Source organism: Mesorhizobium sp. B3-1-9 (genome assembly GCF_006439595.1).
GTDB lineage: Bacteria > Pseudomonadota > Alphaproteobacteria > Rhizobiales > Rhizobiaceae > Mesorhizobium.
On sequence record NZ_VFTJ01000011.1, the window covers coordinates 66,867 to 82,555 of the forward strand.

The window sequence follows — 15,689 nt, forward strand, 5'->3', positions numbered from 1 at the left end:
GGTTCGGCGGCGAGGAACTTACCTCCAACCAAAAGGGGCAGCGGTTTCGTGACATCGAAGAAAGTTCGTATCGGCATCGTCGGCGTGGGCAATTGCGCGTCATCTCTTGTGCAAGGTCTCTCCTACTATCGCCACGTCAACGGCAACGAGCCGATCCCCGGGCTGATGCATGCCGACCTCGGCGGCTATCATGTCGACGACATTGAGGTCGTCTGCGCCTTCGATGTCGCGAAAAACAAGGTTGGACGCGATGTGGCGGAAGCGATCTACACCGCGCCCAACAACACCTTTCGTTTTGCTGATGTCGCGCCGACCGGCGTTCGTGTGGAGCGCGGTCCAACACTCGACGGCATCGGCAAATATCTCCGAGACGAGATCGAAGAGTCGGATGAACCGGCCGCAGACGTAACCACCCGGCTCCGGGGGAGCGGGGTCGAGGTGCTGATATCCTATCTTCCGGTCGGCTCCGAACAGGCGACGCGCTTCTATGCCGAATGCGCGCTTGAGGCCGGCTGCGCTTTCGTCAATTGCATCCCTGTCTTCATCGCCTCGCGGCCGGAATGGCGCAAGCGCTTCGAGGAACGTGGCCTTCCCCTGGTCGGCGACGACATCAAGAGCCAGGTCGGTGCAACCATCGTGCATCGGCTGCTCGCCAATCTCTTCCGTGAGCGCGGCGTGCGCATCGATCGCACCTATCAGCTCAACTTCGGCGGCAACACCGACTTCCTCAACATGCTCGAGCGCGAGCGGCTGGAATCGAAGAAGATCTCGAAGACGCAGTCCGTCACCAGCCAGATCGACGTCCCGCTTGAGGCCGGCAACATCCATGTCGGACCCAGTGACCATGTCCCGTGGCTGACCGATCGCAAATGGGCCTATATCCGTGTCGAAGGCACTACTTTTGGAGGCGTGCCGCTCAATGCCGAGCTCAAGCTGGAGGTCTGGGATTCGCCCAACTCGGCCGGCGTCGTCATTGACGCTGTCCGCTGCGCAAAGCTCGCCCTCGACCGCGGCATCGCCGGCGCGCTCACAGGCCCCAGCAGCTACTTCATGAAGTCGCCGCCGGAGCAGTTCACCGACGCGGAAGCGCGCCTGCGCACGCTCGCCTTCATCGCCGGTAACGACAAGCCTATGCTGGACGCCGCCGAATGACCACGACGTTCTTTCTCATCCGCCACGCGGCGCACGATCATGTTGGCTCATACCTGGCCGGGCGGCTCGAAGGCGTTCGCCTCGGCGAAGCCGGCCAGGCGCAGGCACTGCACCTCGCGCGGCGACTGACGCGAGAGCCGCTCGCGGCGATCTTGAGCAGTCCGCGCGAGCGCACGCTGGAAACAGCGAAGCCGATCGCCATCGCTTGCGAGATTGAGAAGATCGCGATCTGCAAGGAACTCGACGAGATCGACTTCGGCGAGTGGTCCGGCAAGACATTCGAAGAACTGAGCGGCGATGCAAGCTGGCGGCTTTGGAACGACCAGCGCCAGAGCGCCCGCACGCCGAGCGGCGAGACCATGCTGGATGTGCAGCACAGGATGGTCGGCCTGATGGACGCGCTGCGCGAGAATGGACAGGGTCAGTGCATCGCGCTTGTCAGTCATGCCGATGTGATCAAGGCGGCTGTCTGCGCGATCCTCGGCCTGCAGCTTGGCGACTGCTTTCGCTTCGATATCGCGCCGGCCTCCATCACAACAGTCGTCCACGGCGACTGGGGCTCCAAACTGATCCGTTTGAATGAAGTTGCCTGAGGGAGTGGTCGCCCATGCGCATGGTCATATTCGGTCTGACCGTTACATCGTCATGGGGCAATGGGCATGCCACGCTCTGGCGGGGACTGATTAGCGCGCTAGCACCGCTTGGCTGGTCGATTAGCTTCTTCGAGCGCAATACACCGTACTATGCCGGCGCCAGGGACATCGACCGGTTGAGCGGCGGCGGTGTCGTTCTTTACCCGGATTGGGAAGATATCCGCCAAGAGGCCGAGGCCGCGATACGGCAGGCCGACGTCGTCATCGTCACCTCCTATTGTCCAGATGCCGTGGAGGCCTCGCGGCTCGCCAACGACCGCTGTCGCGGCCTGAAAGTATTCTACGACCTTGATACACCGGTGACGCTGGCGAGCATCGAGCGAGGTGATTACCCGGCCTATTTCGAGCCGGAAGGATTGCGCGATTTCGATCTGGTCCTCAGCTATACAGGAGGGCCGGCCATCGATGCGCTGAAGCGCATTCTCGGCGTGCGCGATGTCCTGCCGCTCTACGGCCATGTCGACCCCGACCGTCACCAGCCGGCGCAGCCAAAGCCCGAGTTCGCCGGCGACCTATCCTATCTCGGGACCTACGCCGAGGATCGGCAGGCAGGCGTCGAAATACTGCTTGTCGCTGCCGCCGCCCGGCTTCCAAACCGACGTTTCATCATCGGCGGGGCGCAATACCCGCAGGACTTCCCCTGGAGCGGCAACATCTATTTCGTCCGGCACCTGCCGCCCGCCGATCACCCTGCCTTCTTTTCCTCCTCGCGCCTGACGCTGAACGTCACCCGTGAAGCGATGGCGCGAAAGGGCTGGTGCCCATCAGGGCGTCTGTTCGAAGCAGCCGCATGCGGCGCCGCGATCATCTCCGACGACTGGGCCGGCCTGGACAGCTTCTTCACGCCCGGCAGCGAGATTCTGTTGGCGCACACTACCGACGATGTCGTCGCCGCGCTTGGCCAGTCGGACAGCGAAATCGAGGCGCTTGGCCGCCGCGCCCGTGAACGCGTTCTCGACGAGCACACGTCCGCGCACCGCGCCGCCGAACTCGATCGCATCTTGAACGCCGCCGTGTCCACGGCAGGTGGAGCAATGGAGGAAGTCGTCTGATGTTGGGCATCGTGCCTGCCGCAGGTCGCGGCAGCCGCATTCAACCGCTGGGTTTTTCCAAGGAACTGCTGCCGGTCGGCAGCCGACTGGATGGCCAGACCGAACGCCCTTGCGCGGTGAGCGAATATCTGGTGCGGCGGATGGTCCGTAACGGCGTCGACCGCATCTGCTTCATCATCGGTTCCGGCAAGTCGGACATCCTCGAATACTACGCCGCCGGCTATGACGACGCCACGGCGATTTTCGTGGCGCAGCCTTCTCCGGTTGGACTGTGCGACGCGATCTTCCGCGCGGCACCGCTTGTGACGCCGGAAGAAACGGTCCTGATCGGCCTGCCGGACACGATCTGGTTTCCTGAAGACGGCTTCTGCCACCTGGCCGACGACCAGCTTTCCTTCCTAATGTTTCCGGTCGATCGCCCCGACCTGTTCGACGCCGTCGTCCTCGATCGGAACGGGCGGGTCGAGCAGATCCAGGTCAAGCAAGCTGACGCAGCGACAAACTGGGTCTGGGGCGCCTTCAAGATGCCGGGTCGTATCTTCCTTCAACTGGCGGCACTGTGGCGCCAGCGCGACGGCGTGGACGAGTACTTGGGCACTCTGGTCAACGCCTATCTCGCCGGCGGAGGCGAGGCTTACGGCGTCAAGGCCGGGACGGCTTATGTCGATGTCGGTACTTTCAACGGCTATCGCACGGCACTCAGGCTGCTGGAAAACAACGGCGCCGCGGAAGACGAAGTCCCGGCGATGTTCGCCCGGCAAGACCGCTCGCCTGTGCCACTCCTCCCAAGCGAAGGAGCTTAGTCATGCCCCATTCCAGCACGGAGATACGCCGCCGCATCGACGCATTGGGGCCCTGGTTTCACAATATGGAGCTCGCGGGCGTGGAGACCGCTCCCGATCATTTCCTCGGCAACTACCCGCTGATCAAATGGCGCAAATTCGCGGATGCCATTCCGACTGATCTTTCGGGCAAGTCGGTGCTCGATATCGGCTGTAACGCCGGCTTTTACTCGATCGAAATGAAGAAACGCGGCGCCGCTCGCGTGCTCGGAATCGACTTCGACCAAGCCTATCTCGCCCAGGCCCGCTTCGCCGCCGAGATCGCCGACTGCGACATAGAGTTCCGAGAATTGTCCGTCTACGATGTCGGGGCGCTCGGCGAACGCTTCGACATCGTGCTGTTCATGGGCGTGCTTTACCACCTGCGCCACCCGTTGCTGGCGCTCGACCTGATCCGAGCGCATGTCGCGGGCGACCTGATGATCTTCCAGTCGATGCAGCGCGGCAGCGGCAAAGTCTTACCGCTCGAACAGAACTACCATTTCTGGACGCGCGATCTGTTCGACCGGCCAGAATTTCCAAAGCTGCATTTCATCGAGCATCGTTACGCCGACGACCCGACCAATTGGTGGATCCCGAACCGCGCCTGCACCGAAGCGATGCTGCGCAGCGCTGGTTTCGACATCCTGCTGCATCCGGAAGACGAGGTCTATTTCTGCCGCGCGTCCGACGAACCGACAGGCAGCGGCGCCGTCTATCCTTCGAAAGGAGAGACCGATGATTGAAGCCGCCATGATCTGGAACGAGCCCAACAACAAATCGCATTGGGACCCAGAGCTCGACCCCGACTGGAGCCGTTTTGCCACGATGGCGATCATGGCTGCCGATGCGATAGGCCGCGAGAACCCGGCAATCACTAAGGTCCTCGGCGGCATTTCCCCGATCGATGCTGGCTTCATGACGCGCATGAAGGAGTTCGGCGTGCTTGACCACGTCGATGCCGCCGCAGTGCATGGCTTCCCGCTCGACTGGAACCTCTGGCAGATCCACGAGTGGCCTCACAAGCTCGGTGAGATTGCTACAGTCGCCGATATTCCGGTCTGGGTCAGCGAAGTCGGTGTGTCTACCTTCGGCGCCGAGGAGGTGCAAGTTTGGGGCTTGCGCCGGACGGCGGACCTTTTGCTCAGCCTCGCGCCACGCGTGCAGTGGTACAGCCTCTATGATCTGCCGCGTTCCTGGGAGGCGACGACGCGCCATCGGGAAGCGGAAGGCTCGTCCTATTACAGGCACTTCTACATGGGCCTGCTGCGCGAGGACGGCACGCCCAAGCCGGCGCTCGAGGAGTTCGCGCGCCACACTCCGCAAATGGGCCTAGTGCAGTGGTTCCACTATGAGGACCATCGGCTGGATGATGCCGTTGCCTGGATGCACCGTCTGGGCGTTACGCACCTGCGCACAGGCCTATCCTGGGCCGACAGTTTTCGGCCGAATGCGCAGGGCTGGTTCGATCGTCAGATGGAAGCGCTTGCCGATTTCAACGTCACGGTCACCTTCTGCTTCACGCCGCAACATCGCGGTCTGCAGCCCCATCACACCAGCCCGCCCCAAGTGCCGGAGGAATTCGCCGAGTTCTGTGCGGCGATGATCCGCCGCTACGCTCCGGCGATCAGCGATGACATGGCACCAACGCTACGTGTGTCGGCAGCATGGTGAGTTCCGGCTCGATCGGCTATGACACTGACCGTCCTCAACGTCGCCTACCCCCTCGCGCCCGTCGGGCCGGATGCGGTCGGCGGCGCCGAGCAGGTGCTGTCGGCGCTGGACCGGGGGCTGGTTGAGAAAGGCCACCGGTCGGTTGTCGTCGCCTGCCATGGGTCAAAGACGGCTGGCGTCTTGGTGGAAACACCGGCCGAAGCAGGCGTGCTCGACAAGGCGGCGAAGGACCGGGCCCAGCAGGCGCATCGCGATGCGATCACGGCCGCCCGGGCGCGCTGGCACATCGACGTTGTTCATCTCCACGGGATCGACTTCGATGCCTATCTGCCTTCCGAGGGCCCAACCCTGGTGACGTTGCACTTGCCGCTCGGCTGGTATTCGTCCGAGGTGCTTGCCCCGCCACGCGAGGACCTGTGGCTGCACGCGGTCTCGTGGGCGCAGCACAGGACGACGCCGGCAGGGTCGAGACTTGCGAAGCCTATTCCAAACGGCGTTGATATCGAGGCGCTGAACCAGCCCCGATCGCGGCGCAATTTCGCGCTGGTGCTCAGCCGCATCTGTCCCGAAAAGGCCATCCATCTCGCGATAGAGGCGGCCAAGCGCGCCGGCATTCCCCTGGCGATCGCCGGCCAGGTCTATCCCTACGAGACCCATCTGCGCTATTTCGCCGACGAAGTGCACCCTCGGCTCGATCGGCAGCGGCGTTTCCTCGGGCCACTCGGCTTTTGTGCCAAGCGGCGCCTGCTCAACGCCGCCCGCTGCCTGGTCGTTCCCAGCCTTGCCGCCGAAACAAGCTCGCTTGTCGCGATGGAGGCGCTTGCCTGCGGCACGCCGGTCGTCGCTTTCCCGAACGGCGCCCTTCCCGATGTCATCGAGCATGGCAGGACCGGATTCCTGGTCAATGACGTCGAGGAAATGGCGAAGGCCATTGTCGCATCCGGAGCCTTGGACGACGAGGCATGCCGGGCCGAGGCGCGCCGCCGCTTCTCGCTTGAGCGCATGATCACATCCTACATGGATGCTTACGAAGCGCTGGCGAAGCTTGGCACCCGTCGCGCTTTGCTGGGAACCGGCTGATGGGCAGTCTGCGCACCGAGATCATTCGCGCCCCCGGGACGTTCGAGGACCTGGAGCCGTGCTGGTGGCAGCTCTGGGGGCAAAGCATCTCGGCCACGCCGTTCCAATCTCCTGCCTGGCTCATCCCCTGGTGGCGTACATTCGCGCCGGGCGATCTCACGGCAATTGCCGTGTGGAGCGGAGACGATCTCGCCGGACTGGCGCCGCTCTATATCGAAAGGCATAATTGCGGTCCGCGCCTGCTCCCCATCGGGATTTCGCTTAGCGACTATCTCGACATTTTATGCGCGCCGGAACTGCAGGCGGAGGCTGAGGCCGCCATAGCCGAGGCGGCGCTGTCGTTGGAATGGTCGCAGTGGATCCTGCCCGACCTCTCGGCCGATGCCATATCGCTGAGCCTTGAACTGCCGAATGCCGAAGAGCGCAGATCGATGGCCCACGCGGCCTGTCCTGTGCTGTCGCTCGATGGCGATCGGACTCTGGCCCGCTCGGTTCCGGCGAGACGAAGGCGTCAGTTGCGCCGTGCCGAGAGAGCTGCCCGGCGAAGAGGAGCCGTCATTGTCAGCCGCGGCGAGTCCGATCCGCGGACATTTCTCGACAGGCTCATCCGACTGCATGGCGCGCGCTGGACCGGCCATGGCGGTGGCGTGCTATCCGACACGGCTGTGGAATTTCATCGCAGGGCCCTGCCGCGGCTTGCCGATAACGGCCTGGCGCGATGCTTGACGATCCAGATCGACGATGTCGTCGTCGGTGCCTATTACGGTTTTCATCACCGCGACCGGGCCTATGCGTATCTTGGCGGTTTCGATCCGGCCTATGCCGACGAAAGCCCCGGCGCGATTCTGATCGGGCATGCCATCACCGGAGCCGCCAGCGAGGGCGCGCTGGAGTTCGATTTCCTACGCGGCAGGGAAGGTTACAAATATGGCTGGGGCGCGAAGGACCGCTGGACGGCGCAGAAGGTGTGGACCAGGAGCGCGTCGCCGTGAACATCGCGAAGCAATCAGGCGCGATTGCCAGGCGCTGCTCGAGGATTGCATGACGGACAGCCTTTCCGTTGACAACGCGCTGGGCAGATTGGCCGTTTATATTGACAAGACCACCAGCGCGGCGCAACTGGCGGATATCGCGCTGGATATGCGTCCAAGCCATGCTCCCCGGCGGTGCTGGCTGGAAGAGATCGCCACGATGCTTCGTGGCAAGGCGGATGCCTTCGACAAGGTCCGAAGAGCGGCTGCCTGCGTGTCGCATGACCGGCCGGATAGCGAACCGACCGCCATGACTGTCAAACGGCTGGCCGGCAGCTTCGATCGGGCGGCCGCCATATCTCCCGCGGCCAGCGTCCAATTGTCCTCGCTTGGCGACGAGCACAGGCTTTCGACTACGACCGCCGAGATTGTCTCATGGCTGGAACAGCAGGGTGTCCTTGGTGCCCATAAGCACATACTGGACATCGGCTGCGGCATCGGGCGTCTCGGACATGCGCTCGGCACCCAGGCAGGATATGTCGTCGGCATCGATATCTCGTCGCGGATGATCGAAATCGCGCGCCGGCGATGCGCCGGCCTTGTCAATGTGGAATTTCGCCTGACCTCGGGCCTTGATCTCGGTGATTTCGCCGATGCAAGCTTTGACGGCGTGCTGGCCCTGGACAGTTTTCCTTACCTGGTGCTCGCCGGGGTTGCCGAGCGGCATTTCAGCGAGATCGCGCGCGTCCTGCGACGGGGAGGAATGGCAGCGATCCTCAACTATTCCTATCGGACATCGCCGGGCATCGATTCCCGCGACATCAGCCGTCTTTCTCATGTATGCGGCATGGACGTTGCGGTCGACGGTGAAATGCCGTTCGGCAGTTGGGACGGCATGGTCTTCCTCGTCCGCCGTGCCGGCGGAACATAACGCACCGGCGGCAGTTCGGTCACCGAACAGTTCCACGCCTGCAGAACAGGGAGAAGGAAATGGCATCCGGCGGTAAGAAGCAGATGGGCCGCGGCAGCCAGGGCAAGGGTTCCGGAAGCGGAGCGAAGGCGACGCTTGCAAAGGACGTGGTCGGCGAGAACGACGTGCTGTCCAACCGGGACAAGAAGCAGCACACCGAGCAACGCGGTCTCGACGGCAACCGGATTAAGTCCGATCAGTATCAGGATCACGCGGCGAACCGCCTTCCCGAGGATTGAGCTGATGTTCCCAGATCACCTCTTGCCGCGAAATCCGGTGACAACGGACCGGAAATCCCACAGCCTGCGGCAAGCGCCTTGCAAAGGCTGGTCGGCTATGCCCCTGTGAGATTTGAAGGGGCCTCTATTTGTTAAGAGAATGCGATGTCTCACAGGAGTCAGCGCGATCTTTGCGCCCAGTTGATCCTGAGCTTGGACCAGGAGATCGCATCACTGTTGAATGCTATCGAGCGGGAAGAGGTCCCTGACCGGCTGACAAGGCTTGCGCTCGAACTGCAGAAGGCGCTGATCGAAAAGCGCAAAGGCGACATGACGGGTGAGCGCGGTTGAAGATGTCACCGGCAAGGATGCAGCATTACTCGGAGACGGGCAGGTATCAATATCGCCCGCTGTCGCGTGATCGGTTGAACCTTAACATAAGTGAATCGTTGTAGCCGTTTGGGGGGTCATCCCGATGGCTGGCAGAACTCCGGAAGTGGACGAACTCGCTCGGCGGCTGGTCGCAAAGACGGGCATCACCGAAGCGCAAGCGCTCGAACTTGTTGCTCTGCTCGGCCTGAATTGGGCCTCGTTGATGAGAGAGGCGAAAGTCATGAGAGCAGCTCAGCGCCTGTAGGATTTGGCCGCGCTTAGCGCCTTGCGCCCTCAGTATCCCAATGGTTGTCCGAAAATTGACCTCGTGGCTCGATCAGCACTTGCGGCGAGGTTTCCCCGAGGAACTCCAGAACGCCGGCACGGGCGCGGTTGAGACGGCTTTTGACGGTGCCGACAGCGCAGCCGCATATTTGCGCGGTTTCTTCGTAGCTTACGCCCAGTACGCCGATCAGCATCAAAACCTCACGCTGATGGGAAGGCAGCTTCTGGATGGCTTGATGCACTTCCCTGCTTTGGACGGACCAGTCCTGGGACGGTTCCGAAGTCGGACGGCTGGAGGCGCAGTCGAGCAGCCCGGGCGCCTCCCTCGCCGCCGCTTTGATACGCGTGTAGTGCGTGTTGCGCATGATGGTGAAGAGCCAGGACTTCAGGCGCGTGCCGGGCTCGAATTTGTCCAGATTGCCAAGCCCCTTGGCCAACGTTTCCTGCACAAGGTCGTCGGCATCGTCAGGCACGCGACAGAAGGTTCGGGCAAAAGCCCGTAAGGCAGGAATGAGATCGACGATGGAGATCTCCTCGGTGCTGGGGCTCGGCAGATTATGCTCTCTGGATGACAATGTTCCGGCCCCAGCAAGTAGGAATTACGAGGTGCAGACCAGGGAGAATGTTTGAAAAAAAGGAACGTTCCTGTTTTCCATCGCTCGGCCAGAAACTTTTGGCGACGTGGCGTGATCGAAGGGAGCGGCAACATTCAATGGGCCCCCTCGATCCTCGGTTCTTCGATATACCAGGGCATTGAAATGATCACGATGTCCGACCCGCCGAACTCGAGCAGTTTGGCGTGCAATCGGCGAGCGCGATGCGTATGCAGGATATATTGCCACCAATTGGGCGGCACGACCTCTGGGAGCAGCACTGCAATGGGGCGGCCATCGAACTCTCCGCGCAACGTCCTGATCTCCTTCAGTAACGGCTCGTACATCAGCCGGTAGTCGGCATTGAGGAGAAGAAGACGCGGCGGGCGCAGGCCCGCCGCTCTCGCCGGCGCTTCCACATCCTGCGACCACCTTCCGCGAATTGCGCGCTCTTCATCGCTCTCTTCGCCCGACAGCCGCGCCACATGGACGGCGATGACATCTCCGGACAGGTGAAAGGCAAAGCTGAGCGCCTTGTCCGCCATCCTGTTCCATTGCTGGGTCACGACAAGCACGACAGCGGGCTCGGTGCTGCTCAAATCGACTTTGCCGGGCTCGCGCAGACTTGCCTCGAGCTGGTCGTAATAGCGCCGCACCAGCCGCAGGAGGAGGATCACCACCGGGATGACGATCACCGTGATCCAGGCCCCTTCCCTGAATTTGGCGATGACGATCACGATGAGCGCCAGCGCGGTGACTATGCCGCCGAACGCGTTGATCGCCAGATGCATGTGGTTGCCCATCCGGTTCGTGTCCTTGGTTGTGCGAAGCGCCCTTACCCAGTGCATCACCATCCCGGTCTGCGACAGCGTGAAGGTCAGAAAGGCGCCGATGGCGAAGAGCGGGATCAGATGGTCGGTGATGCCGCCGAACACGATCAGCAGCAGTCCCGTCGACAAGGCGAGATAAAGGATGCCGATCGAGAAAACGAGCCGCCGGCCAACCATGGCGAAGGGTTTGGGAAGGTACCCGTCTTCCGCCACCATGCGGCAAAGGCGGGGGAAATCGACGAAGCTTGTATTGGCCGAAAGCGCCAGCACGCAAAGCAGGCTACCGATGGCGACGTAGTAGAAGACACCGTCGCCAACGACGGCATGCGCAAGCTGCGACAGCACGCTCTGATAGCCGTCCTTCTCCTGATCCATCGCGCCGATACGGTAGTGTGCCGACAGGAACGCGATGCCGCCGAGCAGCAGCCCAAGGATCAGACAGATCGCCGCCAGCGTGCGCCGGCCGTGCCTGACAGCCGGATCCTTGAAAGCGGTCATGCCGTTGCTGACCGCCTCTACGCCGGTCATCGCCGTGCAGCCGCTGGCAAAGGCGTGCATCAAGAGGAGCAGGCTTACGGTTTCGAACGGCTGCTGCAGGGGCGGCGGTGGAATTGCCGGCACCGGTTGACCGCCGGAGGCGACCGTCTTCGCGACGCCGATCGCCAGGATCGCCAGGAAGCTCGCGACGAACAGATAGGTCGGCAAGGCAAACAGCCGGCCGGCATCGAGCGTGCCGCGCAGATTGACGACGGTCACCAAAAGCAGGATCCCGAGGCAGATCCAAAGCGTGTAGGCATGCAGCGAAGGCAGCGCCGACACCAGTGCGCCGACGCCGGCAGAGATGCCTACGGCGACATTGAGCACGTAGTCGACCATCAGCGCGGCGGCGGCAAGCAGGCTGGCGTTGCGGCCAAGATTTTCGCGCGAGACGATATAAGCGCCCCCATTGCTGGGGTAAGCGGCGATGGTCTGGCGGTAAGAAAGATAAAGGACCGCGAGCAAACCGACTATGGCGCCCATGATCGGACCGATATAGCCCAGACCCGCCGCGCCGAGCGGGATCAGGATCGTGAGCGCCGCTTCCGGACCGTAGGCCGACGAACCCAGCCCATCGAGGCCCATGGTTGGCACGCCTTCGAAAACACCGATCTTGCGCTGCGACTGTTCCTGATTGGCCAGCCGGCGACCGAGAATCCAGCCCAGTATCGACATGTTGTGTGTCCCGGGAAACTCCTCCCGAATAGCGCGGAAAGAAGAATGTTCCTCGACTGCGACTTCCGACCCGGAGTGCAGGCGGGAATGCGCCGCTCGCTATAAATCACCAGTTCCCGTTGCTGGAGAGCGACCGAGCTCCCGATAGCGGCTCTTGTTGCCGCCCGTAACGGGACGTGACATTCGACCGTCCGTTGTATTTGCTGCAGATCGCGTCGCCTTGGACCGCAGCACGGCACGCGGTCACATACAGTGGCAAGTCCTTACGAGCAAAAACACGCCCACTCCATATGGGATAATGAGGAGTGCGAGGGCAATCCAATAGCCCGGCTGCGCCATTGCCGCGAAATCTGAACGAAGCTGTTCCATTGCCATCGAACGACGCGCCCCTCATCGTTGTTCCAAGCGGGGCTCAAGACGGCAGTCCTGGGGGCATGACGCCTTCTGAATTTGCCGGCAATAGAACATGTTCTTGAGCTTCCAGTTCGAGGCAGGACCAAAAGCAGTGGAGACGTTTGGTGGCTCCTCTAACGCCAGAACAGGTAACGCGCCCCGTGTCCGGTTGATCTGTCCTCCGGTGCGGCTTGGAGCAAAATGTGATTTGAGCGAAGCGAGTGTTCGCGCGGTTGAGCGTGGTGGCCGTCCACCCGCCGGAAAAGCTGCTTGCCATGCGCCAGGCATTCCAAGCCGCCGGCATCGTGGTTTCGGACGGGATACCTCCGGCAAAGCCTGTCCTTCGATTGCAAAGCCCGACTCGTGTTCCGGTCACCAATCTTACTGATGGCGAGGCTGGGATAATCGGCAACAGCGCAACGCAGCCACTCTCGCCATCTCGATCGGCGTGCCGAGCGGTTCGGGGAATTCGCGTGGCAGACAGAGTAAAGACAGTTTTGTAACCCTGCCGCGGTCGCAAAAAACGGCCAAGCCCTGCCCCAATGCCATGATCCGACCTGGCGCCGACACGTCTGACGCGGCCACTGATCCATACTGAATCGGTTGCTCGACGTCCTTCCACCCCAGCGGACTTGGTCGGCTACAAACGCCTTTCATCAAGGAGGAACAAAGCTGCCTGTTGCCAGTTTGAATAGCCTCAACAGAGTGCTTCGAGGCCATGGCTCATCGTCGGTTTTCGTCACTGGGTCTGGGTTTCCTGGTCTTGACGTTTGGCTCGATGCAGCAAGGCACTGCTCAGGCCCAGGCGCCCTGCTCGGCCGATCACGATAAGCTGCTCTCGGCGTTGAAGGCTAATGTCAAGGCAAGTGGCGGCCCCGCGAATGGCGGCTTCGAGAACAATGAATGGGCAGCGATAGTCGCCCGCGACGGTACCGTCTGTGCCGTTGCCTTCAGTGGACCTACCGCCGATGCGCAGTGGCCGGGCAGCCGGCTGATCGCGGCCGAGAAGGCCAATACGGCCAACGGGCTCAGCCTGGCCAACATGGCGCTGTCGACAGCCAATCTCTATGCCGGGGTGCAGCCGGGCGGGCCGCTGTTCGGTCTCCTGGCCACCAGCCCCGTCAACCAGGCAGTAGCCTATGCCGGTGACCCCAAGACTTTCGGCAGCGCCAACGACCCGCTTATTGGCAAGTCGATCGGGGGCGTCGTCGTGTTTGGCGGGGGACTGGCTCTTTACGACGGCAAGACAATCGTCGGGGCGCTCGGCATCAGCGGCGATTCCTCCTGTGCCGACCACAATGTCGCCTGGCGCGTTCGCGCCGCTCTCGGCCTCGACAAGGTTCCGGCGGGCGTCAATCCCAATCGCAAGGACGCCATCATCTACGATCTTGATCCCGGGGGGAAAAGTGCCTCCGGCTGGGGTCATCCGCTTTGTGCCGGTCGCGAGGCCGATATTGCGGCGGAAATCGGTTCCGGCGTCGGAGGTTCGACGCCGAAATGAAGCAAGCAACCGAAACTGCAACATTCTGCGGTGATGCCGCGTATTCCGACCGCCCGGCCGTATCTCAAAAACATTTTGGCGTTCTTACAGCCATGCTGCTGGTCTGCGCCCCCTTGCTGACAGCCGCTTCGGAAGCTCCCCCATCGCCGGCGATATCTCCGCCTCCCGCGGCCGCGCCGCCTGATGACGGGCAATGGACGATGCCCGCCAAGAACTACGCCTCGACCCGTTATAGCGAACTCGCGGAAATCAACGAGGGTAACGTCAAGAACCTGCAGGTCGCCTTCACCTTTTCGACCGGGGTGAACAAAGGCCAGGAAGCAGCGCCGCTGGTGGTCGGCAGCACCATGTATATCGTGAGCCCGTTTCCCAACATCGTCTACGCGCTCGACCTTTCCAAGCCCGGCGCGCCGATGAAATGGAAATACGAGCCCAATCCTGAGCCGGCCGCTCAAGGGGTTGCCTGCTGCGACGTCGTCAACCGCGGCGCGGCTTTCGCGGACGGGCGCCTCTTCTTCAACACGCTAGACGGCCACACCATCGCGCTCGATGCGGACAGCGGCCAGCCGATCTGGAACGCCCATATCGGCAACATCAATATCGGCGAAACCATCACCATGGCGCCGCTTGTGGTGAAAGGCAAAGTGCTGGTCGGCAATTCCGGCGGCGAGATGGGCGTTCGCGGCTGGGTCAAGGCGCTGGACGCCGGCGACGGTCACGTCGTCTGGACGGCCTATGGCACCGGGCCGGACAAGGACGTGCTGATCGGACCGGACTTCAAGCCCCACTACGACATGGACAAGGGCAAGGATCTCGGCGTCACCTCATGGCCACCCGAAGCCTGGAAGATCGGCGGCGGCAATATGTGGGGCTGGATTTCCTACGATCCGGACCTCAACCTGATCTTCCACGGCACCGGCAATCCCGGCCCCTGGAATCCGGACCTGCGGCCCGGCGACAACAAGTGGACATCGGGAATTTTCGCCCGCGATCCCGATACCGGAGCGGCGAAATGGTTCTATCAATGGAGTCCACACGACCTCCATGACTATGACGGCATCAACGAGCAGGTCCTGCTCGACATGAACTGGCAGGGCAAGCCGCGCAAGGTGCTGGTCCGTCCGGAACGCAACGGCTACCTCTATGTCCTTGATCGCACCACCGGCGAGGTCCTGTCTGCAAAACCTTATGGTCCCGTCAATTCCAGCAAGGGCGTCGACCTCAAGACCGGCCGCCTGATCGAAAACCCGGACAAGCAGACCGGTACAGGCAAGGTCGTCCGCGATATCTGCCCGACCGCGTCGGGCCTCAAGGATTGGCAGCCTTCAGCCTTCTCGCCGAAGACCGGCCTGCTCTACATTCCGCACAACAATCTGTGCATGGACGAAGAAGGCGTCGAGGTGAACTACATTGCCGGCACGCCCTATGTCGGAATGAACGTGCGCATGATACCCGGGCCCGGCGGCAATCGCGGCGCCTTCACCGCCTGGGACATCGCGGCTGAGAAACCCGCCTGGAGCCTCAAGGAGAACTTCCCGGTATGGAGCGGCGCGGTCGTGACCGCCGGCGACGTGGTCTTCTATGGAACGATGGAAGGCTGGTTCAAGGCAGTGAGCGCAAAGACAGGCGACCTGCTTTGGCAGTTCAAGACTTCGTCCGGCATCATAGGCCAACCCATCACCTATCGCGGCCCAAACGGCCACCAATATGTCGCCGTCTTATCCGGCGTCGGCGGCTGGGCCGGCGCCATCGTGTCGGGCGACCTCGACCCGCGCGATGCCAGCGCCGCGCTCGGTTTCGTCAATGCAATGAAGGACCTGAAGAACGCGACCACGGCGGGAGGCACGCTCTATGTGTTCCGGCTGCCCTGATGCGTTCGGCTTGATCCACGGCGTGGCACGGAAGGCGTTCC

The 15,689-nt window shown here is 62.3% G+C and carries 15 protein-coding genes; 13 read left to right on the forward strand and 2 right to left on the reverse strand.

Going from position 1 to position 15,689, the window contains the following annotated elements; genetic code table 11:
- Positions 1–48 precede the first annotated feature (48 nt).
- The 11 genes from FJW07_RS20020 to FJW07_RS20070 all read left to right on the forward strand — a co-directional run bounded on the left by FJW07_RS20020 (position 49) and on the right by FJW07_RS20070 (position 8,942).
- Entirely contained in the window at positions 49–1,152 is a 1,104-nt protein-coding gene (locus FJW07_RS20020) for an inositol-3-phosphate synthase (protein ID WP_140858397.1), read from the forward strand.
- The gene (locus FJW07_RS20025; protein WP_140646378.1) at positions 1,149–1,745 is read left to right on the forward strand and encodes a histidine phosphatase family protein; all 597 of its coding nucleotides are present in this window, start codon (positions 1,149–1,151) and stop codon (positions 1,743–1,745) included. Before FJW07_RS20020 ends, FJW07_RS20025 begins: the two co-directional genes overlap by 4 nt.
- Positions 1,746–1,759: 14 nt before the next feature.
- Positions 1,760–2,857, forward strand: coding sequence for a glycosyltransferase (locus FJW07_RS20030; protein WP_140858399.1), 1,098 nt, complete (start codon positions 1,760–1,762; stop codon positions 2,855–2,857).
- Entirely contained in the window at positions 2,857–3,660 is an 804-nt protein-coding gene (locus tag FJW07_RS20035; protein ID WP_140858401.1) for a sugar phosphate nucleotidyltransferase, read from the forward strand. The genes FJW07_RS20030 and FJW07_RS20035 overlap by 1 nt, the downstream gene beginning before the upstream one ends.
- Before the next feature lie 2 nt (positions 3,661–3,662).
- Complete coding sequence (locus FJW07_RS20040) at positions 3,663–4,424, forward strand: TIGR04290 family methyltransferase (protein WP_140646387.1); 762 nt, start codon at positions 3,663–3,665, stop codon at positions 4,422–4,424.
- Positions 4,417–5,352: a beta-xylosidase gene (locus FJW07_RS20045; RefSeq protein ID WP_140646389.1), complete on the forward strand. Its 936-nt coding sequence runs from the start codon at positions 4,417–4,419 to the stop codon at positions 5,350–5,352. Before FJW07_RS20040 ends, FJW07_RS20045 begins: the two co-directional genes overlap by 8 nt.
- Before the next feature lie 18 nt (positions 5,353–5,370).
- A complete protein-coding gene (locus FJW07_RS20050; protein WP_140858402.1) occupies positions 5,371–6,432 on the forward strand; it encodes a glycosyltransferase family 4 protein in 1,062 nt (353 codons plus the stop codon).
- The gene (locus FJW07_RS20055) at positions 6,432–7,424 is read left to right on the forward strand and encodes a GNAT family N-acetyltransferase (RefSeq protein WP_140858404.1); all 993 of its coding nucleotides are present in this window, start codon (positions 6,432–6,434) and stop codon (positions 7,422–7,424) included. The genes FJW07_RS20050 and FJW07_RS20055 overlap by 1 nt, the downstream gene beginning before the upstream one ends.
- A 49-nt stretch (positions 7,425–7,473) precedes the next feature.
- Complete coding sequence (locus FJW07_RS20060; RefSeq protein WP_246680816.1) at positions 7,474–8,334, forward strand: class I SAM-dependent methyltransferase; 861 nt, start codon at positions 7,474–7,476, stop codon at positions 8,332–8,334.
- A 59-nt stretch (positions 8,335–8,393) separates the two neighbouring features.
- Positions 8,394–8,612, forward strand: a complete 219-nt coding sequence (locus FJW07_RS20065; RefSeq protein ID WP_140646397.1) for a hypothetical protein — start codon at positions 8,394–8,396, stop codon at positions 8,610–8,612.
- A gap of 192 nt (positions 8,613–8,804) precedes the next feature.
- Positions 8,805–8,942, forward strand: a complete 138-nt coding sequence (locus FJW07_RS20070) for a hypothetical protein (RefSeq protein WP_319023005.1) — start codon at positions 8,805–8,807, stop codon at positions 8,940–8,942.
- A 299-nt stretch (positions 8,943–9,241) separates the two neighbouring features.
- Here FJW07_RS20070 and FJW07_RS20075 read toward each other — a convergent pair whose 3' ends face one another.
- Positions 9,242–9,823, reverse strand: a complete 582-nt coding sequence (locus tag FJW07_RS20075) for a sigma-70 family RNA polymerase sigma factor (protein ID WP_246672467.1) — start codon at positions 9,821–9,823, stop codon at positions 9,242–9,244.
- 134 nt (positions 9,824–9,957) lie between these two features.
- Positions 9,958–11,883 (reverse strand): APC family permease, encoded by a 1,926-nt coding sequence (locus tag FJW07_RS20080; protein WP_140858407.1) that lies wholly within the window; start codon positions 11,881–11,883, stop codon positions 9,958–9,960.
- Between the two features lie 1,171 nt (positions 11,884–13,054).
- On the opposite strand from FJW07_RS20080, the gene FJW07_RS20085 reads away from it, so the two are divergent.
- A complete protein-coding gene (locus tag FJW07_RS20085) occupies positions 13,055–13,777 on the forward strand; it encodes a heme-binding protein (protein WP_140858503.1) in 723 nt (240 codons plus the stop codon).
- Between the two features lie 92 nt (positions 13,778–13,869).
- On the forward strand, positions 13,870–15,648 hold the full coding sequence (locus FJW07_RS20090; protein WP_181182685.1) for a methanol/ethanol family PQQ-dependent dehydrogenase: 1,779 nt from the start codon (positions 13,870–13,872) through the stop codon (positions 15,646–15,648).
- The last annotated feature ends 41 nt before the right edge of the window (positions 15,649–15,689 follow it).